This is a genomic window from Shewanella sp. TB7-MNA-CIBAN-0143 (assembly GCF_040310065.1).
GTDB lineage: Bacteria > Pseudomonadota > Gammaproteobacteria > Enterobacterales > Shewanellaceae > Shewanella.
On record NZ_JBEOPL010000013.1, the window covers coordinates 65046 to 86237 of the forward strand.

The window sequence follows — 21192 nt, forward strand, 5'->3', positions numbered from 1 at the left end:
TAAATGATAATGCAAAACATTAATAGCAGAGCATGATATGAAAAATGAAATTGATATTCACCGCGCGTTGAAAGTGTTTAACAAAGTCACGCAATATGGTGAGAAGCGGGCGCTTGAAGACGGTCATAATGGTCATGATTATTGGTTGTGTGGAATCAGTGCGCAAACGGATCATGATGGTTATACCATTACTTTAGCCGATGCTCAGGTTAGCTTGACAGTATTTTTTCACAATAAATATCAGTTCGATTACCCGACCAATGATGCTCTTGACAACTTTTTACTTCGTTTTAATGATGTTGAAAACTATCAAGCTTCATAATCTACTGCATAGACTCGCCTGTTAAGCGGTTCATTTCAGTGCTGCAGGCTTATTTACACCCATTGTTGCATTTCAATCAGGCGGCTATAAGTGCGTCTAAATTCAAATTGTAATGCCCCGTCGATATATAAATCTTCTAAGTTGCAGTCGCTATTGAGGATTAACATCACTTTTTGATCATACAATTCGTCCACTAAACTAATAAAGCGTCGAGTCGGATCGTCTTCACTGGCATACGCCAGTTGTCGTTCGCCTGTGGTGGTAGCTAATGCGCCATCTTCGGTGCCGCGAGCTTTAATCCAACTACGTACTTCACCGCCTAATGTAGGCACATTACTGAGCAATATATGGCTAAATCGGCTAGCTAATTCAATGTAATCCAATGCCGAACGTGGGCCTTGGCACAAAGCTGAAAATTCAAACCAAGCAAGTTGTCCATATTGAGCCTCAATGGCAATAGTGCGCTGACAAATATCAATTGAGTCAGGTGTATTTATTATGCTGACATTAGCTTGTGGGTATTGTTGACACAAAAGTGTAAACACCGCTTGAGGCGTTATTGCCGACGGCAATGTTAACCAGCGGGCTGATGTTGTAGGCGTTACGGCGCTAAAATGTAAGCGATGATCGATTTGACCGTCTAAGTGGATCGATTGGGTATATTGTAGGAGCAGATCGATTGTGGGTAAAAAACGATCGCGTTGTAAACCATTTTTATACAAGTCGATTATTGGTACATTTGAGGTTGCAACTAAGATGACGCCTGACTGAAATAATGTTTCAAATAATCGACCGAGTAAAATGGCATCACCGATATCAGCGACAAAAAACTCATCAAAACAAATAACAGAATATTTCTCCGCAATCTGCTTGCCTATGTGAGTTAATGGATCACGTATCCCCGAAGTTTGATTTAATTGCTGGTGGACCATGGCCATAAAACGGTGAAAGTGCAGGCGTAATACGGTTTTATCCGTTTTATGTTGTGAGCTATACATGCTCTGGTTGCACTGAATCTGATCGCACTGAATCTGGTCACACAAGCTTTGATAGAACATGTCCATCAAAAAGGTTTTTCCTCGGCCCACATCGCCCCATAAATATAAGCCTCGGCTGTTTGTATTAACAGAGAGGCATTGTTGATAAAGCAAATCAAGCGCGAGTATTGCTTGCTGCTGTGCAGGATCATCAACAATATTTTGCTGAAGACGTTGTTGGTAAGCTTGTAATGGCGACATAGCACTTAGGGTAAATTGTTGATCTGGGTATTATACCATTAACGACTTACTTTATTATGAAGTGTATTTCCTTTAAGCTCTTGTGATAAAAATAACAATCTATCAACAAAGACGATTAACCCAGAGTAATAACCAAGAGTAATAACCCAGAGTAATAATCCTAACAAGGACCCAAAATGAATAATAAAAATAAGGGCATGACCTATATTGGTGTCGATATGGCGTTGGAAGGTGATATGCATATTCAAGGTCCAGCAATAATCGCGGGCCAAACTAAGGGTAAAATCAGTTCAACCGATCAAATAAAAATAGAACCTAGTGGTGTGGTTGAAGGTGAGGTTTTTTGTCAAGAGCTGCGAGTGTCTGGCTTATTCAAAGGCACGTTACATTGTAATAAACTCATAATTGTCAGTTCGGGTATTGTCGAGGGTGAAGTATCCAGTCATCAAATGGAAATTTATGATGGCGGTCAATTTATCGGCATGCGCACTAAAGGGCCTGAATCGTCTGGGTTACCCCAGGTTGATAGCGAACGTTTTTCCGAACTCAATCAAACTCCTTCAATGCCGGATAAGAAAACGCCAATTTCTATGGGTAAGCTTAGTTTGGTTGCTGTCGCCGCAATCGTGATTATTACCGCTATGGTTATGCAACCGACAATTAACTCCATGCTAAATCGCGGTCAAGCACCGTCAGCTGATAATAATCAAGCAAATGCTCAGCAATACCCACAATCAGCATTAAATATAACAGAAGAAAATGCTGCCGCGCTTCTACAAGAAATGGATCAACAGACTTCATTTGCCGAGCAAACCGAAGAGTTAATTAATGCCGGTCAAAGTGACATTAATGTGGCGATGGAAGATTTACATGCATTAGCACAAACCAGTGAAGCGCTGGGTGATAGTCAGAATGTGAGTGACAGTGATAATGTTGATCAGAATGGGTCGACGATAAGTACACCTGATAAGTAACTTCATTTCTTATCCTGAGTTGGGAGTAACTATCAAGCTGATATAAAAAATGGCTTTGTTAATCACAGTGTTTACTGAATTAACAAAGCCATTTTGTTATGTTTGCAGAAATCCAAACATTTTATGTCTTATGGATTAATGCTTATGGATTAATGCTTATGGATTAATCCGAGTTGGCATTCCAGTACGTTGCTCAAGTAATCGTTTTAATGTAAATGAGTCAGTGTCTGGGTGAGCAACAAAGCGAGTCATGGCTTTATCGAATGATAGTGCTACTGGTTCTAACGAATCAAATTCAGCTTGAGTTCGTGACAGTGGCTCATGAACTTCTAAATAGCGGTTACCATCAGGTTCTTCAGTGGCTTTAATCGGTTGGTTAATAAACTCAACACGTGTGCCAACTGGTACGCTATTATATAAATGTTCAATGTCTTCATCGCGTAAACGAACACAGCCAGAACTTACCCGTAAACCAATACCAAACGTGGCGTTAGTACCGTGAACCGCATACAAGTTACCGACATAAAGGGCGAATAAACCCATTGGGTTGTCAGCGCCTGCTGGCCATACAGCCGGTAATGTTATCCCTTTAGCCGCGTATGATTTACGAATATTAACCGTAGGTGTCCAAGTTGGATTAGCGCGTTTACGTTGTACTGTTGTTACCCAATTTTCAGGGGTATCTTTACCAATTTGACCAATACCAATAGGCAATACTTCGACGGTATTTTTACCCTTCGGATAATAATACAAACGCATCTCGGCAGAGTTAATGACCACACCTTCTCTTTTAGCGTTAGGTAGAATTAGCTGATGCGGGATCAGTAATGTGCTACCCGGTTTAGGTAAGAATGGGTCAACACCTGGATTAGCTTCTAATAAATTAGTCAACCCTAGCTGAAATTGTGAAGCAATTTGCTCTAAGGTTAGTTTCCCCTCAGGAACAACATAATATTGATTTTCACCTACTAAATTACTGCCTTCAGCCGGTAGACGATATTCAACAGCAGCACTCGAAAAACTTAATACAATGGCAGTCGCTGCAATTAAAGTAGAACGTAACGAATTTATCATAAGGGTTATATCATTCCAAAACAGACGTTATATTAGTCAGACTACAATATTTTGCCAAGTTTGACTATTTAGTACAAATAATTAGTACAGGTCATTTGTACAGATGGTTAGGGCGCATCGTTACTTATTACGGCTAATATTTCAACTGAAATTTTTTACTTTTTTTATTTTAATCCTAAGCGTTTAGCCAGCCTGTGTAAGTTACCTGAATCTATCTGCAATTGGCGTGCGGTTGCAGCCCAATTACTCCCTTGCTGAGTATATATTTGCTGGATAAATTGATTTTGAAACTGATCTGTTGCATCTCGTAAGCTTGTTTGTGGTAAAGATGTTGCCGACTGTTTAAGCGTCAGGTTTTTGTTTGAATGGATAGCATCAGGCGATGACTGTGCAAATTCAAAATGGCTGTTGTTAATGATGCATAAACCATCTTTTTGGCTTTGTGATTTAGCTAAAACAGCGGCTCGATGAATGGAATGCTCAAGTTCACGTATGTTGCCAGGCCAGTCATATTGCTCCAGTAATTGCAATGATGAAGGCTCTAATCTTAAATGGGCCAAGTGTAATTGCTGTCTATAGCGCTCGATAAAGTAGCCCGCTAATAAATGGATATCTTGTTGACGTTCTCTTAGTGGTGGAACCATAACCGGGAACACGCTTAAACGATGGTATAAATCTGCTCTAAATCGTCCGGCCAATACTTCGCTTTTTAGGTCTTTATTGGTTGCGGCAATAATACGAACATCGACTTTTAAGCTACGATCATCACCGACCTTTTGCACGTCGCCAAATTGCAGTACTCGCAGAAGTTTTGCTTGTAAGTTAAGAGGTAGTTCACCAATTTCATCTAAAAATAATGTGCCTTTATCGGCTACTTGAAATTTGCCGCTACGATGGCTAATAGCGCCAGTAAACGCGCCTTTTACATGACCAAAGAGTTCGCTTTCGGCAACGGATTCAGCAAGTGCAGCACAGTTTAAATACTCCAGTGGTTTATTGGCTCGTGCAGATTGTTGATGGATCTGCTTGGCTATCAGTTCTTTACCGGTACCCGTTTCTCCTAAAATCAACACGTTGAGTTCAGTTTCTGCCACCACATTCACTTCATTAAGCAGCGATAATAGATTATCGGCCTGACCAATTATTTCGGTTTCTGTTTCTGTGTCTAATAGCCTAGAGGGTTGGGTATGGGGGATGGTAAACGTTGACGCTTGTTTTTCAAGTTTATCAATCAGCAATGCGTTGTTTAATGAAGCCGCTGCAATTGCGCTAAAGCTGCGCAGTTCATTATTACTGAATTGATCAAACTTATTGGGATCTAATGCATCAATAGTTAATGCGCCAATGAGTTGCTCGTTAGCGAATAATGGTAAACCGATGCAGGCATGCACTTTTAAGTCACCATCTACATTGGGGATTAAACCATCGTAAGGGTCGGGTAATTCGCTATTGGAAGGGAAACGGACAATATCACCCGCTCGGGCAATGGTTTCAAGTCGCGGATGCTCACTTAAAATAAAGCGCCGTCCTAATACATCCGCACTCAGTCCATCAATCGCTAATGGCTTGAATTGATGCCCCTGGAACGATAACAGTGCAGCAGCATCACAATCGAGGGTTTCTCTTACTGTGGTTAATAAACGAGAGAATCGATCACGTTTAGATAAATTGGACGTGATATCAAGTGCGATACGGGTTAAGTCAGCTTGTCTCAATGCCATGCTAAACTCCAGAAAGGAACATAATAAGTGTCATTATGACAAGTGTGAATATAACAACAAGGGTAAAGCCCAAATTGTTGAAACTAAAGGGGCCACAAAGGCCCCTGATGATGGTTATCAAAGCGTGTTTATTAATGCATACTTAGTTAATCGTTAATGGACTAGCTTGTTTCGCTTTAACGCCTTTGCTAGCAATGGCTTTCTTGATGATGTCAAATAAGAACGCCGCCATCAATAATCCACCAATACTGAAGATAATGTCACCGAACATTCGTGTCCATACAAGGCTTTCCACTAAATCACTGTGGATCACCGCAGGTGAACGAGCATACCAATAGCCGTGGTCAATGACCGCAAAGAACTGCACAATTCCGACAGGCAATAATGACATAAACAGCATTGCTGCTAAGCCGATATTTAATGTCCAGAATGCCCCTTTAAGGTATTTTTGGTTCCATTGCATATCGCCTGTTAATCCGCGTAAACAGAATAGCATTAGCCCTATGCCTAACATACCGTACACGCCCATAAATGCACCATGAGAATGTGTCGCAGTAGTATTTAACCCTTGGATAAAATAAAGCGATATTGGTGGGTTAATTAAGAAACCTAATACACCTGCACCAATTAAGTTCCAAAATGAGGTTGCCACAAAGAACATAATGACCCAGTGATAACGTTCCATCCAAGGGCTCGCTTTACGTAAACGATAGGTTCCCACTGCTTCAAAACCAATTAATGCTAACGGCACCACTTCAAGTGCCGAGAATATGGCTCCCCAAGCAATGACTGAAGTTTGAGTACCGGTAAAGTATAAATGATGTAAAGTGCCGATTAAGCCGCCAGTTAAAAACACCACTGTTGTGAATAATACCGCACCGTTGGCACTGCGTGCACGGATAAGACCTAAGCGAACGAGCATTAATGCGATAACGGCTGTTGCAAATGTTTCAAAGAAGCCTTCTACCCATAAGTGCACCACCCACCAGCGCCAGTATTCTGCGATGGCAAGGTTTGAGTGTTTGCCCATAAACAGGCCTGCACCATAAAACAAGCCGATGGCGACACAAGAGGCGTATAGAATCCAAATTGCCGGCAGTATGTCGCTGTTAACTTTTAATGCAGGACGCATAGCTGCAGTGATTAACACGGTCCAAATTAATAAGCCCACAAACAATAATATTTGCCATACGCGTCCTAAATCAATGTACTCATATCCTTGATGTCCGAATAAATAGTTCATGTCTAGGTCAAAGTATTGTTGTACGCCAATCCATTCACCAGCCATAGAACCCAGAACGATAACGACTAACGCGACCCAAAGTACGTTTACCCCTAAGCGTTGATACTTAGGTTCGTATCCTGATAGTGCAGGGGCAATATATAGCCCTGTGCCTAACCATGCTGTGGCAATCCAAAATACTGCGAGTTGAGTATGCCAAGTACGGGTAACAGAATAAGGCAGAATTTCAGATATTGGGAAACCATAAAACTCTTGGCCTTCAACTGCGTAATGCGCAGTAATTCCGCCAACTAATATTTGCAGTAAAAACAGTCCAATAGCAGTAACAAAATACTTTCCGACAGCTTTTTGCGATGGCGTAGGTTTAGTAAAAAATAATGGATCACCTTTGGCTGGTTCTGGCAATGGTTCCTCTTTGCAGGTGGCGTGATGCCAAGCCAGCATGCCAATACCAAGAAGCAATGTCACTAAGCTTAGTACTGACCAAACAATGTTGTCTGAAGTGGGGACGTTGCCAATTTGTGGATCGTATGGCCAGTTATTGGTGTAAGTATAATCATAACCAGGGCGCTCAGTTACCGCAGCCCACGCTCCCCAAAAGAGGAAGGCATTTAACAATTCACGATGTTCAGCATCAGTGATAGTGCCTTCTTTCATGGCATATTGTTCACGTAATGAACTTAATGCAGGATCATCACCAAATAACGATAAATAGTGCTTAGTCACTTCATTAATTGCCGCAATTCGGGTATTTGACAGCGCGACGTGAGTTTCACCCCCAGTACCTTTGATCACTGTGTTATGGCGAATATCATCTCTTAAGCCTTTTTCTAAACCGGCTTGCTGTTCTGAATCGAGTTCAGTGAAATCGCGGTTATAGCGCTCGTTTGCGGTGATAGACAACCAAGCTTGGGCTTCACGATGTAACCAATCTGCAGTCCAATCTGGTGCCACATAAGAACCATGGCCCCAAATTGATCCTAACTGATGCCCGCCCATTGAACGCCATACAAGTTGACCTTGCTCAATATCATTTTTGGTAAATATGGGTTGGCCACTGGTGTCAATGAAAGCCGTTGGAATCGGCGGTTTTTCTCGATATATGCCGCTGCCTAAACTGAGTAATACCGTGAAGGAAGCCACTAGCACGATTAGCAGTGCAATGCCGGTGAGTTTATTTTTGCTCATAAGTCCTCTTAGCGCAAAGTCATTTTGATACAGATGACCAGAGCATTACACAAGTCGTGCCAACTTTTTATTGTTATTAAGCTACTGTTATTAATGTTTTTTATTTTTACCTGTCGTCAGGTTACTGTTAAAATGACACCTTTTTATTGGTGTCAAAAAGACTGTTAATGTCAAACTGACACTCTGTTTTGGTGATGCTGATCATCTTTGTCTAAATAACACTCATGTTCTCTTTTCCGCGTAATGTCATGTGACTAAAGGCCTAATCTTTATTGTTCGTGTAATCAACGCTAGTCATTTTTAGTCACAGTTATCAATAAATTAGTTTCAACGCTATAGAAGTTTTATGGATTAATTAATATCAGCCATTTACTTAGCATGCTAAGTTGTTATAATGCTTAGCACGCTAACTAAATGGCAATTTATTATGTATAAAGAATTAGAGCGATTAAAAGAACTTTCACTTGCTGAGCACTTAGGGCGATTACATCGTTTATGGCGCACCGCTGCAGACGCGGAGCTCGTACCATTAGGGTTAACTCACCCTCGCTGGACTGCGCTGTGGAAGTTACTGCGCTTGGGCGATAACGTGAGCCAAAAGGTGCTTGCCGATGCTTTAGAGATAGAATTGCCCTCTTTAATGCGCACTTTGAGCCAGTTAGAACAGCAAGGATATATACAGCGCCGCTGCTGCGAGAACGATAAGCGAGCACGAATAGTCAGCTTAACTCCTGAAGGCATCGACATGCTTAAGCAGATGGAAAGCCGCATTATGTTGGTTCGTCGAGATTTACTTGCAGGTATTAGCAGTCAAGAATTAAGTGAATTTGAACGTGTCATTAGTCTTATTAGTGATAATGCTCTTGCTGCGCTGCATAAGAACACTGAACAAGACAACAAAATTCCTGAATGAGAAATAACATGACCCCAGATCAACAATTTGCTCGACTCGTTAAAATCGCTATTTTTATGTTTGTAATGGTGTTTGGTTACTTTATGTTTGCCGATGCAGTAATGCCTATGACGCCGCAAGCCATGGCCACACGAATGGTCACTAAAGTGACGCCACAAGTCAGTGGTAAAATTGCATCTATTGCCGTCGAAAATAACCAACTTGTGGCTAAAGGTGATGTGTTATTTAGCATCGACTCAGCCCCTTACGAGTTAGCGGCTGAGCAAGCTACATTGGCGTTAGAGCAAGCAAAACAAGATAACGCTGAACTTGATGCATCGATACTAGCAGCCAAAGCAGATGTTCAGGCAAATCAAAGTAGTGCACAGCAGAGAAATAGTGAAGCAAAACGCCTTGATGCTCTGTATGCCTCCCGAGGTGTATCGCAGCAGTTAACTGATCAAGCTCAAAGTGAGGCCGTCACGGCGCAGGCCAATTTACTTGCCGCTAAAGCTCGCTTAACTAAGCTAGTGGTAAGTCGTGGACGCAATGGCGAAGATAATTTAAAAGTCCGTCAAGCTCAAAATCGTTTAGCTCAAGCAGAATTAAACCTGTCATACACTCAAATTCGCGCAGACCAAAATGGCGTGGTGACTAACTTACAGTTAGAAGTCGGCAGCTTTGCCACTGTTGGACAGCCGCTATTAGCTGTAGTGTCAGAAAACGTCGATATTATTGCTGATTTTAGAGAAAAAAGTTTACGCGGTATTGAGCCACAATCAACTGCGCTTGTTGCATTTGATGGTCAACCTGGACGTTTATATCATGCCAAAGTGAGTACCGTAGATGCCGGTGTGAGTGCCGGGCAATTTGATGCCAATGGCCGTTTAGCTGATCCGCAAGAATCGGTACGTTGGGTACGTGATGCTCAACGCTTACGTTTACACCTTGAACTTGACCACCAAGGCGTTAATGCATTACCCGCTGGAGCACGTGCAACGGTGCAATTAGTACCTAATAGCGGTTTACTTGGCTTTCTAGCCAAGGTTCAAATTAAGGTTATCAGCACGCTGCATTATATCTATTAACGCCGCAGTTAAGCCCAATATTGATTGTTAATACTCATTACACCAATTCACACTCAAGGCAATGCTGCAGGTTAATTTATTTGCGTGCAGTATCTTGTATCAATGTCGTAGGTTGATCATATGTTATTACGCCATAGTCCTTTGACTACAAACGATTTACGCCAATGTTTACGCATAGCAACAGGCGCCACGCTAGGATTTGCGATCTGTAAATTTTTCGACCTCAGTTATGGTGTATTTTTTACCGTCACTCCAATGTTGTTACTGGGTTTAGTCCCTGTGATGAATGCACATGCGATGAGGCAATTATTGGCATCATCTGTAATGTCTGGGATTGAAGTGGGTATTTTAGGTGGCTTATTTGGCTCTCACGCTGGGGTGATATTACCCATCGTGTTTGTGCTATTTTTGTATCGTTTTGCGGCAATGTCACGCGGTAGTTTGTTTTTATTTGGCGCTAACGGGGTTATCAGCTTAAGCATTATGCTGCACTTTGCCAGTTATCCGAGTGTCGATATTAATAATCTCATTTTCAGTAATTTTTGGGCGACAGCGGCCTCTGTTGTAATCGCTTATGCTATGACGGCTTTATGGCCCGACGTTGAACCAAGAGCGCCAGTTGCTGCCGTGGTTAAAGTGCCTAACCGCATGCGACACGAAGCGTTACTCGGTGCATCTATTGCAACTGCATCATTTGTGGTTTTTCAGGTATTTAACTTACGTGATTCTATGTCTGCTCAAGCCACCACCTTGTTATTGTTATTCCCAATGCATTGGAATGGTGCGCTCGGTTATGCCCGCAAACGAGCTATCGGTACCTTGTTTGGCGTGACTTTCGGCTTGGTGGGACAAGGGTTACTCTATGATTGGTCTGGATTATTGATTTTTGTGATACCACTATTGTGGATAGGTTTAATGTTGTTTAGCCAAGTACACGTGAGAGAAGCGAGTGGCTCTGGAGTGGGATTCGGTGCTATGACCACCTTAGGGATATTATTCGGTCAATACTTAACCCCAGATAATGACTTAGTTTTTAGTGCTTTGTACCGAATAAGCAGCATATTAGTCGCTATCGTGGCAACATTATTACTGTGTTATGTGGTGCATCGGGTATTGAATCGATTTGAAGCTACTCGATTTGGTTGAACATTGGTGTGTGCGGTAAATAAATCTCATTGGAGCATATGAGTTTACTAATATTCGTCAGTTGTGGATTGATTTTAATGGCAGTAGGGAAGTGGCTATTGTTAGAGTATTAGATTACTTTTGAAGAATAATTAGGTAATCGATTGATAATATTAGATATAACGTACGGTTAGTTTTATAGACATAATTACTATAGACATTTTGCATATAAATGCTAATAGTAATGAATCGTATATAAAAAGGACTTAACATGATGAAACAAAATGCTATTATTTTGAGCTTAATATTAAGCTTTCTCGCTTTCGCTCCATTTAAAAGCCAAGCAAACCAATTGCCTGAGTGCAACACGTCTGAATGTATTGAATACTTTAAAGCCTATCGCATTTTAACGAAACGAGGCCACTCCTCAGCAATGGCCATGTTAGCTGAATTCTATTACACCGGGTATGGCACCGATAAAGATTTAGACATGGCGTTAAAATGGTACCGACGTGCAGGTAAATATGGTGTACTGGATGCAAAATATAAAGCGGGTGTTTTGTATTTACAAGATACTCCTCTGAAAGATGTCGACGAAGGTGTTGAGTTTTTACAGTTCGCATCAAAAATGGGCCACTCTCAGTCATCGTATTTATTGGGTAAAATGTATTTAGGTGGTGGCATGGTAGAACAAGATTTGGCACTTGCAGATCAATACCTTGCTATAGCTTATGAAGAAAATAATTTTGCAGCCAGAAATTATGGGCAAATACTTTACTTACATGAATCAACTAAAGATTTACCGCTGAGCAAACTTTACGCTTTAATTTCAAAAGATGTTGTCACGTTAATCCCTGAGAAAACTGTTTCAAACCAGCAAACTGCAGCGATCAATTTTCCTCAAGGTGAAATGGAAACCATTGACGTACAAATGGATACATTTGAAGACATGTTTGGCTCGCATATTACCCAATTGAACCACATGATCCCTGACACTTCAAAAGGCACTGGATCCAATATAGCGGGACAAACATGTGCAAAAATGTGGGGATGTAGTAGTGAAGGTGATGGCCAACGTATCCAGGACGTCATGTTATCTGATTGGGGTTTAGAAACCCTTCAATTTAGGCTCGAAGGTTCAATATTTATCATAAAATAATAGCCGAGTTAAATAGAATAATGGGTTTCAATGACAAACTGGTTATTTTTGTTGCAAGGCTAATAACGAAGCTATAGTCAGTTGTTGTAGTCAATGCAATAGTAAACAGATCAACAAGCAGTTTGATAACCGTTTATTATCTTGAAACTCGTTAGCTAAGGTTATGCTAATGCTAGTATAAAAAAGTGACTCATTGTATTTAAACAAGAGTCACTTTTTTTATTATCAAACGGCATAATAAATGTGTTTTGCAGTAGATTATTGCCAACCAATTTTCCACTGTTGCGGATCCTTAAGAACGCGCCAATTAATAGAGCATTCTTCTGCATTCATTTCTGCACGGATAAGACATTCAACCACGTTTTGTTGCTCGTCATACTCAACTTTAGTCACTGTAAAATGCTTCAACTTTTGAACCACGTTAACTTTGGTCCATTTACTATTCAGTAATTTTTTTGGGTGAATTTGATTCATATTCATGTGGTAGTTCTTATTTATTATTAACGTTAGTACTGGCGTTAATCGCTCGGTGAGTTATTGATTACTAATTGCTGGAGTTGACTCAACTCTTCGATAACAATATCGGCTAAATGTTGATAATCACGTTCGATGCCATGATTAATTAAACAGGCTATCATTCCCGCGTTATTAGCTGCTTGAATATCGTATAAGTAATCACCAACATAGATAATATGCTGTGGATGTATTTGCCATTGTGTTGCAATGGCCAGTAACGCATCGGGTGCCGGCTTTGCAGGGAAGTGCTCTCGGGTTAACACATGGTCTATGGCGATATTATTTTGTGTTACCTTCATGGCACTGGCTGCAAGGCTATTACGAGTCACTATGGCTGTGGGTAATTTGGCCGCTTCAATAGCGTTAATCAGTTCGGTCATGCCTTTGATTGGTTTGGCACTCATAGCATCTTGATATTCATGCTCAAGAATAATTTTGTTTGCGTTGGCTTGAGTGGCTTTGCAACTTAACTCGTCGACGTATTTAAGAAGGTCTACGCCATTAGGGCAACCAATTTGTTGGCGAATTAAGTCAAAATCTAAACTGGACTCAACTAAGGTGCCGTCTAAATCAAAAATAATGCCTTTTATGTGTATTGGTAAATTCAATGAATACCCTTATGTATTAACATATTTATCGGTCAAACTGTATTGAGTGTAACTCAATTATAAATGGACCTTGTTGTTTTTGTGCCACGAGAAAACCAACACGATCAATATCTTCAAAGTTTAATGTAGGGGCATTCGTGACCGCTCGCCCTCTAAAGCTGACAGTAAAATCTGCCGGGGTAAAAGTATGTTGAGTGAGTGTATCAGCTTGAGTATTAACGTTAGCCACATAGGCTTCACCATAAGATAAATTCGGTGTTTTTAGGCGGATTTGATATATTTTTCCGTCACCTTTGGCCGTGATAGTGAGTAATGATGCATCGGCAATTTGATGGATAAAGCTGGATTCTGTCGATGCAAATCCGCCATTATTTGCCAAGGAAACCTGTCCAGAGAATAATAACGCTTGTTGCTCATTAAGCTTAATTTGGCTTTGCGAAATACCGCCCATCACAGTGTCATTATTGATGTTCCACGCTGTGAAGTGGCTTGGGTCAGTAAAGTGAAATAGCATGTTGTCCTCACTGGCACTCCAGACGGGTTGGCCAATTAATAATAAAACCCCAACGGCAGTAGCAATGCCTATTTGTATTGTTTGGCAGACATGCCGATTATTTGCATTGAGTGATCCCATCATATACTCCTATTCATTTTAGTTCGATAAGCACATGTGCTATAGAAACAATGCCGTAAAAAAATGGCTTATCAGGGTGAGGGATAAGCCATAAAGGGTCTTACGGAGGATGATTGTCTTAGAACATCGGGTGTTACTTTATCGGATCAGCTGTATCGGGGGATAGTCAATCAGATATCACTTAACGTCTAACTATTATGCATTACGCGTATTTGTGAATGTAGGTTCAGTTTTTTTAGGTTTTTTTAGGTTATTTTGTTTATGTTGCATTATTCCTGGTTGAGGGGAGTTAAATTCGACAAATAACAATGTTGTCAGTACCCTTAATATAAGTTTTACAGAGAGCAAAATATTTTGGACGTAAACGATGTATCAACCGCTCCATCACCCGAGCTTACATTTAGTGTCGTAAGCATTAATTTATTTAACTTTATTGAACCGCCTCACGCCTACTATGACTTTGAAAACATCTATAGTGATAAGCAATGGCAAAAAAAATGTGCATGGTTAGTTGAGTTTATTAGCCACAATCAACCTGACATTATTGCTTTTCAGGAAGTGTTTAGTCCTGATGCCTTAGCTAAGTTGACTGAGTCGTTGGGTTATGAATATTTTGTGGCGCTAGATTTACCCGAGGTAGTAAGTGATTATGTGTACCGCAGCCCTGTGGTCGCGATAGCATCAAAGTATCCTATTATTGATTCAGCTAATGTCAGCCCAGATCCGCAATGGGTCAGCCAGTTAGGTTTAGCGGAGTCATTTAGTTTTAGCCGTAAACCGTTACGGGCTACGATACAGTTACCAGTATTTGGTCCATGTGATTGTTATGTCATTCACCTTAAGTCTAAACGCAGTGGCGTGAGTCGTGACGATATCAGTGAAAGTGGCTTACATGGCGGTGCTGATTTTGTTGCACGGCAAGTGCTTGGGCGTTGGGCATCCAGTTTACAGCGCGGCAGTGAATCAGCTCTATTGTGCCATCAAATGCTGATGAGACGACAGCAAACTCAGCAGCCCTTTATGTTGATGGGTGACTTTAATGACACCATGGGCAGTGAACTCTTAGCTGCATTTAATAATCAATTACGCGTGTATCGCAGTGATATTGAAGACCCTGGGCTGGCTAAACTAGGTGAAACCTCATTAATGGCAGAGTTACAGCAAAGCAGTTTGTTTGACAGCTATGAGCTGTTTATCGCCGCGACTAAGTGTAACGCGACATTGGCCCTAGATGAATTTGAGTCAAGCTCACTAGTGGATGAGCAACCGCATCCTGCTAGGCAGCCGACACATTACTATGGCAACAGTGGCTCAGTACTTGATTACATATTAGTCTCAAGTGAGTTTAATCCGACTCAGCAGCAAAACCTCGCTCATATAATTGATTATAAAACGTTTGATCGTCATCTAGTTCGGCCTGACTATGAACGCGACAGCGATAGTACCGATCATGCACCAGTGATGATGAGCTTTTGCGTGCGCACTTAGTGAGTGGCAATGATGATGTTTATAGATGGACTATTGAAAGTGATCGCCACATAACTTGCTAAGTGTCGGCTCCATTTGGTCAAGATAATAAAAAGCGCTGATAAATATCAGCGCTTTTTTAGATTTAACGTAATTGATTTACCGTTGTAATGGATAAGCTTACTGTAATGTTTGTTTGATTTTTACGCAGCGTTGTTCTTGTTGACGGGTTTCGAGTAGCGCGCGTCTCACCAATTGTGATAAACCCGTTTGTGTATCTAAAACGTGGCTAATAGCATCTATGTTTGTTGCACTACAATCGGTCGGAATTAATTGCGCCGCAAAACTGCGCATAAATACCGGACCTTTATCGTCCATTAGCGGCAAGTTGGCAAAGCGTTGTTCTGCCGTTGCGGCACTTAACAGTTTTTGTTCAGCCGGATAGATATTGTACATTGCGACGCGAATTTTTGAGAACGCCATGCTGTCATTGTTTTCAATAGTATTTAACCACTGACGCTTAAGCGATGACTGTGGGCGGATAACCTCGGCTGCAATCGCGGCTTTTTCACCAGAGTCAGATTGATCAAGGTGTTTTTCTTGGGCGAGTAGCGCCTGAGCATCACCGTAATCATAACGGTTTAATTGGCGGATCATCGCCCAGCGTAAATCTTGATCTATGCTTAACCCTTTTATATGGCTCTTACTTTGCAGTAATGATTGGATATGTTTTAACGCATCGCCATGGCTAGATAAACTAATATAAGCATCGAACCAACGGCGTTGGAAATCACTATTACGGTAGCTTTCCATACTCATCCGCAGGCTCATTTGGCTAAGTGCCTTAGATATTTTACTGTTGTAAGCCGCATTAGCTGGCGCCATTAAATCAAGATAGTTCTTAGCACGCTGCAGATTACCAAGTACTTGACCTAGAATGGTGTAGTCTTTTTCGAGTGGCGCATTAATTAACGCGATATTTAAAAACTGATCCAATGATGTCTTACCATCAATCACGCTGTCCCACATGCTTTGCCACAGCATAGAGCGTAATAGCGGATCGGTTACTTGACCTAGAGACTGTTTGGCGGTGTTAAATGAGCTAGAGTCTAGCGTTACTTTCACAAATCCCCAGTCATCGTAGTTTGGGTACACTAAATCAGGACAAACCTCGCCAATTAACTGATCAACTTCGGTATAAGCGCCTTTGTATGTCACCGCAACCACTTGTTGTTTTTCTATGCCATATCGAGTTTTGTTGAACAACCCTAGTTGTACTCGTTGTTCACGTAGCGTTGGATGTTGTTCATCATCAGATGTTTGCACTAACCCAAACGAGTCAATTTGACCTCGCTGACAAGTGTACTGAGCTTTGATGGTATTCACACCCGCCGCGTACAACCATTCTTTGGTCCACAAAGACAAATCACGACCACTAGCCTTAGCTAGACTGTTGATAAAGTCATTAAGCTCAGCATTTTGATAACTGTATTGTTGTAAATATTGGCTCACTCCACGGCGGAAGGTTTCTTCACCGAGTAAATGACGTAATTGCTTGATGGTCGATGCGCCTTTTTGATAAGTAATGGCGTCGATATTATCAAAGGCATTTTGGCTGGTGGCCACGGGCACTTCAATTGGGTGAGTCGTGACTAAACTGTCTTGATGGTAAGCAGCTTGTTTACCAGAGGCATAAAAAGTGCGCCATGCATGACTAAATTCAGTGGCTTCACTGGTAGCAAGGGTGCCCATAAATGAGGCAAAGCTTTCATTTAACCATAAGCCATTCCACCACTTCATGGTGACTAAGTCGCCAAACCATTGGTGCGCCATTTCGTGCATGATAACGCCTGCTAAACGTTCTTTTTGTTCGGCAGTCATCTTGGCATTAAATAAGAAACGGTCTTCAGAAAAAGTGATCGCTCCTGCGTTTTCCATTGCGCCATAAAGAAAGTCAGGCACTAATACTTGGTCGTATTTTTTAAACGGATAAGCAATACCAAAGTAGCTATCAAAAAAGTCTAAACCTTGTTTGGTATAAGTGAACCAATCTTGAGGGGTAACTTGGTTGGCCACAGACTGACGCGAAAATAAACGCATCGGATAACGGCCTGAATTATCTTCCCAAACATGGTACGGACCTGCGTGCATAGAAAAGTTATATGGGCTTAATTTTGGGGTAGCAGGGAAGGTCCATAAGTTAGTATCGCCTTGGTCAACCACATTGGTTTCACGCATGGCACTGATCACTTGCCAATCTTTGGGTGCATGGACGTTAATCTGATAACTGGCTTTAAGATCCGGTTGATCAAATACTGCAAACATTTGCTGGGCGGCTGCAGGTTCAAAATGTGAATACAAATAAACTTTACTGTCTACTGGGTCGACAAAACGATGTAAGCCTTCGCCATTGGTACTGTGTTCTCGAGTAAATTCAACTTCTACAGTGTTGTGACCATCAACTAATAGACTTTGATTTAACACAATATAAGCGCCATTGTAATTAGGATATACCTTGGTTCCGTTAACAATAAATTGCTTAATATTGGCTTTGTTAAGATCAAGCGTCAGTGATTTTGGCACGCTGCTTAAGTCAAAGTGAACAATCGATTTTGCACTGAATTGGCTGTGCTCACTTAAAAAGAAAGTTAGCTCATATTGTGCATTTGATACCACGTTGGATCTTGCTTGTGCTTGTACTTGGCTTATGTAGGCAGAGCCATCCCGTTGCAAGGATGATGTTGAAAGTGAGCTGCTGCAGCTGACAAGGCTAGCACAACATAATGCGATGAGACTGGTTTTGATGACCCGAGGACTAAACAATTCAGTGGATAACAATTTCACGTTAGTGTTCCTAACTTTTTATTTGATGTATGAAAAAGCCGACAACAATGTCGGCTTTAGTGCTATGAGTAGTGATTTATAAGCCTAAAAAAGACTTTGATTTCATTTTACGGATTTCTTTTTCATCTGACCATTCAATTAAGCCAGTTTCAAGATCCATTAACCGCATGGTCATTTTGTAGTAAACATCTTTGGTGCTGCCATCTTGTTTAACGATGCTTGATAAGTTGCCATAAAGCATATATTGCGCGCCAATTTGACGGCCAAATTTAATTGCCGTAGATGGGTCTACCATGCCGGCATTGTTTTGATAATCAAGTTGTTTACGTACAGTATCAACCTTAGTCATATCAATAAAACGGAACTTACCAGAGCGTAATAGTTTATTGCTAATGGTGTCGGTCACTGATTCTGTATCGATATGTTCAGAGGTTTTGTTTTTAATTTTATCCACAAATACAATCGGGCGGTTGCTCTGTGTCATTACCACAACAGGTGGGAATGCCATCATGCTGTCGACCATTTTTGCTGCGATGACTTGCAGATCAGTTGAACCGAAGTTTTCGTTAACGGTTTCGACTTCCGTCGCGTCACCATACTCTACTTTAGATTGACAGGCGCTCAGCCCCATTACTGCAGCTAATACAAATATCAGTTTCAAATTTTTCATAGTAAATTCCATTGGTGATGAGTGACAGTTGATAAGCAATTATCGTCTATCAGATTATTATCGAATAAAAACGGGTACGATTTCCAGTCTCTATTGCCCAAATTAATGTTGTACGGTTTGGTTTTACGTCAATATTTACATTTTGGCTGCTATTTAAGCGAACATTATAGCTGCCGGCATCGATAAATTGTCGAGCAATTTGAGCCTGACGTGGCAGGGTTAACCAACTTCTACGGTCGGCTTGCTCGGTGATAACATTAAATATTTGCATTATCATCGCAGCAGCATCAACTTGATTATTGGCTCGTTGACTACTGTTTTGTACACTGCGATTCATTTGGTATTTAGCATAAACTCTTGCGGCTTGTCGAAACAACGCAGCGGGTAAATCTTCTTTTAAGGCATTAATGGCTAACGCATCAATGTTAGCAATAGTTTGTGCTGTGAGTGGCGCGTCTAACCCTTGGATTTGGCTGTTATTGACTAACTGACGTTGTGGTTGATAGGTCGCCAATGACGCGGATTGGATATTACCGTTAAGTGGAAAAGGTACCGTAATACTCTGTTTTTCTGGTACAAAATCACGTTCAATAATAAACACAACTTGGCCTTGGTCGGGTGTAGGCATTACCGCTTCTCCCCAGCGACGTTTAAATTCGTCGTATTGAGGCATCCCCAGTTGTTTAGCTAAACGAACTAAATCTTGCTGTAAATACACATTGTCTGGGGTAATTTGTGCTGCTTTGCGATAATCAATAAACGCATCATTAGGCTCGTTGGCAAGTTCGTGCAACAAGCCAGTAGTGTAATAGCTGTAAGCGTTTAGAAATGAACTGGTGACATTGCCGGCTTCTTTGCTTAATTGGGCTACTTGCGCGTCAATGGTGCCATTGGCCATGTCTTGCACTGATTTTTGTGATTTCTGATAGCGTGCTTGTTCCATACTTTGCAATTCATTACTGCGGCGAACTTCTACTAACGCCCCTTGAGCGTCGCCACTAAATAAATAATTAAGTGCCTGATATTGATGCAACATAATACGCTCATAACCCGGACCTCGATAAGGAATGGCATTATCGTTGAGTAAAAGACTGCTCGCCCCTGCACCTAATTTACTGGCACTCACGATGGCTTTATCATCAAAAACTTGATAATCGTCAATGGCTTGTTGGTAATAGGTTTTACTGCCGCTAAAGTCACCCGCAATTTGCATAATACGCCCAGACTCTTGGGCGTAAAGTAAGCCATCATTGCCGCTAATATTGTCGGCCAAATCAGTGATTTTTGCTGTTGGTGAATCGCTATTGAGTTGTTGCTTGTATGGCGCTATTTGCGATGGATAGTTAACAAATACACTATTAAAGGCACAACCGGATAGGCCAATAATGAGACTCAACCCAATACAGAATGTTCTTAACATTGTGGCACCAGTATCTGAGGTGTCATGAGGTTGACCCGTTCAAGTAAAGTAATACCCTGCAGGTGGTCATATTCATGTTGAAAAATACGCGCAACAAATCCCGTTAATGTTTGTTGATGTAACTGGCCATCAAGCGACTGATACTGAACTTCTATTTCGCTGTGTCGTGCAATAGATAGCCGCTGACCTGGAATGGATAAGCAACCTTCTACATCTGTTTCTGTTGCGGCAGATGCCGATAGAATCTGTGGGTTTATGACTACCGTTGGAGGCATTGATGGCGCATGGGGATAACGTTCGTTAGGATTTGACGCCATGATAAACATTGCTACGTTGCTGAACACTTGCGTTGCCGCAATACCGACGCCATTTGCATTCAGCATAGTGCTGAGCATGTTATCAGCTAAGGTATGTAATGCGTCGTCAAACACCGTCACTGGCTCAGCAATTTGAGTCAGTATCTGTTCGCCTGTGGTAGCAATGCTGAGTAGTGGCTTTAGCTGCATAGGTGACGGCTGTCCTTGTTATTCGCGTTAGATGACGACCTAGGTTAATCTTATTTATGGTTTAAATTGTTATGAGTAAGCAAGGTTATTACTTGCATAGTCTCATTCTATGGTACTGACCATTCACTCGATTTCAATACAGTCTATATCATATTTGCTGAATATCAGCTGACTATAAGCTGACTATAAGCTGACTATAAGCTGACTATAAGCTGACTATAAGCTGACTATGATAGCAGTCAAAGTATCCTAAAATATCTTGTATGGTCGCAAGGCTTTAGTAATGTGGTGGTGGAGTCTCTTCGGCAGAAGACGCCATGTTACTAGGCTCAATAGAATGCAGTTTATTAACCATTAATAGCATTTGCTGTTGCTGTCTGGCAACTAATGCATTGAGTTTTATCACTTCTTGGTTTAACTCTTCAATGGAGATATCTTGAAATGATAATTTCATTTCAAGATCATCAATCTTTTGTAAAACGCTTTCCATGTCGACCTCTTAT

Annotated in this window: 19 protein-coding genes; 7 read left to right on the forward strand and 12 right to left on the reverse strand. The window is 41.3% G+C overall.

Annotated features, from left to right (window positions below; all coding sequences use genetic code 11):
* The first annotated feature begins 37 nt into the window (after positions 1 to 37).
* Positions 38 to 322: a DUF3081 domain-containing protein gene (locus tag AAEY97_RS12050; RefSeq protein ID WP_101085284.1), complete on the forward strand. Its 285-nt coding sequence runs from the start codon at positions 38 to 40 to the stop codon at positions 320 to 322.
* A gap of 53 nt (positions 323 to 375) precedes the next feature.
* Here AAEY97_RS12050 and zapE read toward each other — a convergent pair whose 3' ends face one another.
* Positions 376 to 1560, reverse strand: coding sequence for a cell division protein ZapE (zapE, locus tag AAEY97_RS12055; protein WP_350999020.1), 1185 nt, complete (start codon positions 1558 to 1560; stop codon positions 376 to 378).
* A gap of 176 nt (positions 1561 to 1736) precedes the next feature.
* On the opposite strand from zapE, the gene AAEY97_RS12060 reads away from it, so the two are divergent.
* The gene (locus AAEY97_RS12060) at positions 1737 to 2534 is read left to right on the forward strand and encodes a polymer-forming cytoskeletal protein (RefSeq protein ID WP_162023850.1); all 798 of its coding nucleotides are present in this window, start codon (positions 1737 to 1739) and stop codon (positions 2532 to 2534) included.
* A 156-nt stretch (positions 2535 to 2690) separates the two neighbouring features.
* Here the strand turns inward: AAEY97_RS12060 and AAEY97_RS12065 are convergent, their stop codons facing one another.
* From AAEY97_RS12065 to AAEY97_RS12075, 3 genes are all read right to left on the reverse strand, one after another.
* Positions 2691 to 3605 carry a L,D-transpeptidase family protein gene (locus AAEY97_RS12065; RefSeq protein WP_162024395.1) on the reverse strand — a complete coding sequence of 305 codons (915 nt, stop codon included), beginning with the start codon at positions 3603 to 3605 and terminating at the stop codon, positions 2691 to 2693.
* Positions 3606 to 3772: 167 nt separating this feature from the next.
* Positions 3773 to 5329, reverse strand: coding sequence for a nitric oxide reductase transcriptional regulator NorR (norR, locus tag AAEY97_RS12070; RefSeq protein ID WP_162023849.1), 1557 nt, complete (start codon positions 5327 to 5329; stop codon positions 3773 to 3775).
* Between the two features lie 142 nt (positions 5330 to 5471).
* Positions 5472 to 7760 carry a nitric-oxide reductase large subunit gene (locus tag AAEY97_RS12075; protein WP_350999024.1) on the reverse strand — a complete coding sequence of 763 codons (2289 nt, stop codon included), beginning with the start codon at positions 7758 to 7760 and terminating at the stop codon, positions 5472 to 5474.
* Between the two features lie 427 nt (positions 7761 to 8187).
* Here AAEY97_RS12075 and slyA point away from each other — a divergent pair, with 427 nt between their 5' ends.
* The 4 genes from slyA (at position 8188) to AAEY97_RS12095 (ending at position 12024) form a co-directional block, all read left to right on the forward strand.
* Entirely contained in the window at positions 8188 to 8673 is a 486-nt protein-coding gene (gene slyA / locus AAEY97_RS12080; protein ID WP_101085289.1) for a transcriptional regulator SlyA, read from the forward strand.
* Between the two features lie 8 nt (positions 8674 to 8681).
* The gene (locus AAEY97_RS12085) at positions 8682 to 9740 is read left to right on the forward strand and encodes an HlyD family secretion protein (RefSeq protein WP_162023847.1); all 1059 of its coding nucleotides are present in this window, start codon (positions 8682 to 8684) and stop codon (positions 9738 to 9740) included.
* Between the two features lie 120 nt (positions 9741 to 9860).
* Positions 9861 to 10886, forward strand: coding sequence for a DUF2955 domain-containing protein (locus AAEY97_RS12090; protein WP_182743197.1), 1026 nt, complete (start codon positions 9861 to 9863; stop codon positions 10884 to 10886).
* A 250-nt stretch (positions 10887 to 11136) separates the two neighbouring features.
* Positions 11137 to 12024: a tetratricopeptide repeat protein gene (locus AAEY97_RS12095; protein WP_192114225.1), complete on the forward strand. Its 888-nt coding sequence runs from the start codon at positions 11137 to 11139 to the stop codon at positions 12022 to 12024.
* Between the two features lie 258 nt (positions 12025 to 12282).
* On the opposite strand, the gene AAEY97_RS12100 is transcribed toward AAEY97_RS12095, so the two are convergent.
* From AAEY97_RS12100 to AAEY97_RS12110, 3 genes are read right to left on the reverse strand one after another with little or no spacing between them, the layout of a single operon-like run.
* On the reverse strand, positions 12283 to 12504 hold the full coding sequence (locus tag AAEY97_RS12100) for a TIGR02450 family Trp-rich protein (RefSeq protein WP_502959459.1): 222 nt from the start codon (positions 12502 to 12504) through the stop codon (positions 12283 to 12285).
* Between the two features lie 38 nt (positions 12505 to 12542).
* A complete protein-coding gene (locus AAEY97_RS12105) occupies positions 12543 to 13148 on the reverse strand; it encodes an HAD family hydrolase (protein WP_182743201.1) in 606 nt (201 codons plus the stop codon).
* Between the two features lie 25 nt (positions 13149 to 13173).
* Entirely contained in the window at positions 13174 to 13785 is a 612-nt protein-coding gene (locus AAEY97_RS12110; protein WP_162023843.1) for a CIA30 family protein, read from the reverse strand.
* A gap of 351 nt (positions 13786 to 14136) precedes the next feature.
* On the opposite strand from AAEY97_RS12110, the gene AAEY97_RS12115 reads away from it, so the two are divergent.
* Positions 14137 to 15270 carry an endonuclease/exonuclease/phosphatase family protein gene (locus AAEY97_RS12115; protein WP_350999031.1) on the forward strand — a complete coding sequence of 378 codons (1134 nt, stop codon included), beginning with the start codon at positions 14137 to 14139 and terminating at the stop codon, positions 15268 to 15270.
* Between the two features lie 159 nt (positions 15271 to 15429).
* On the opposite strand, the gene pepN is transcribed toward AAEY97_RS12115, so the two are convergent.
* The 5 genes from pepN to AAEY97_RS12140 all read right to left on the reverse strand — a co-directional run bounded on the left by pepN (position 15430) and on the right by AAEY97_RS12140 (position 21179).
* A complete protein-coding gene (pepN, locus tag AAEY97_RS12120; RefSeq protein WP_350999034.1) occupies positions 15430 to 18093 on the reverse strand; it encodes an aminopeptidase N in 2664 nt (887 codons plus the stop codon).
* Between the two features lie 76 nt (positions 18094 to 18169).
* Positions 18170 to 18763, reverse strand: a complete 594-nt coding sequence (lpoB, locus tag AAEY97_RS12125) for a penicillin-binding protein activator LpoB (RefSeq protein ID WP_174839654.1) — start codon at positions 18761 to 18763, stop codon at positions 18170 to 18172.
* A 49-nt stretch (positions 18764 to 18812) separates the two neighbouring features.
* On the reverse strand, positions 18813 to 20183 hold the full coding sequence (locus AAEY97_RS12130; RefSeq protein ID WP_350979027.1) for a COG3014 family protein: 1371 nt from the start codon (positions 20181 to 20183) through the stop codon (positions 18813 to 18815).
* The gene (gene def, locus AAEY97_RS12135; protein ID WP_101085298.1) at positions 20177 to 20689 is read right to left on the reverse strand and encodes a peptide deformylase; all 513 of its coding nucleotides are present in this window, start codon (positions 20687 to 20689) and stop codon (positions 20177 to 20179) included. Before def ends, AAEY97_RS12130 begins: the two co-directional genes overlap by 7 nt.
* 277 nt (positions 20690 to 20966) lie before the next feature.
* Entirely contained in the window at positions 20967 to 21179 is a 213-nt protein-coding gene (locus AAEY97_RS12140; protein WP_011638679.1) for a SlyX family protein, read from the reverse strand.
* Positions 21180 to 21192: the final 13 nt, after the last annotated feature.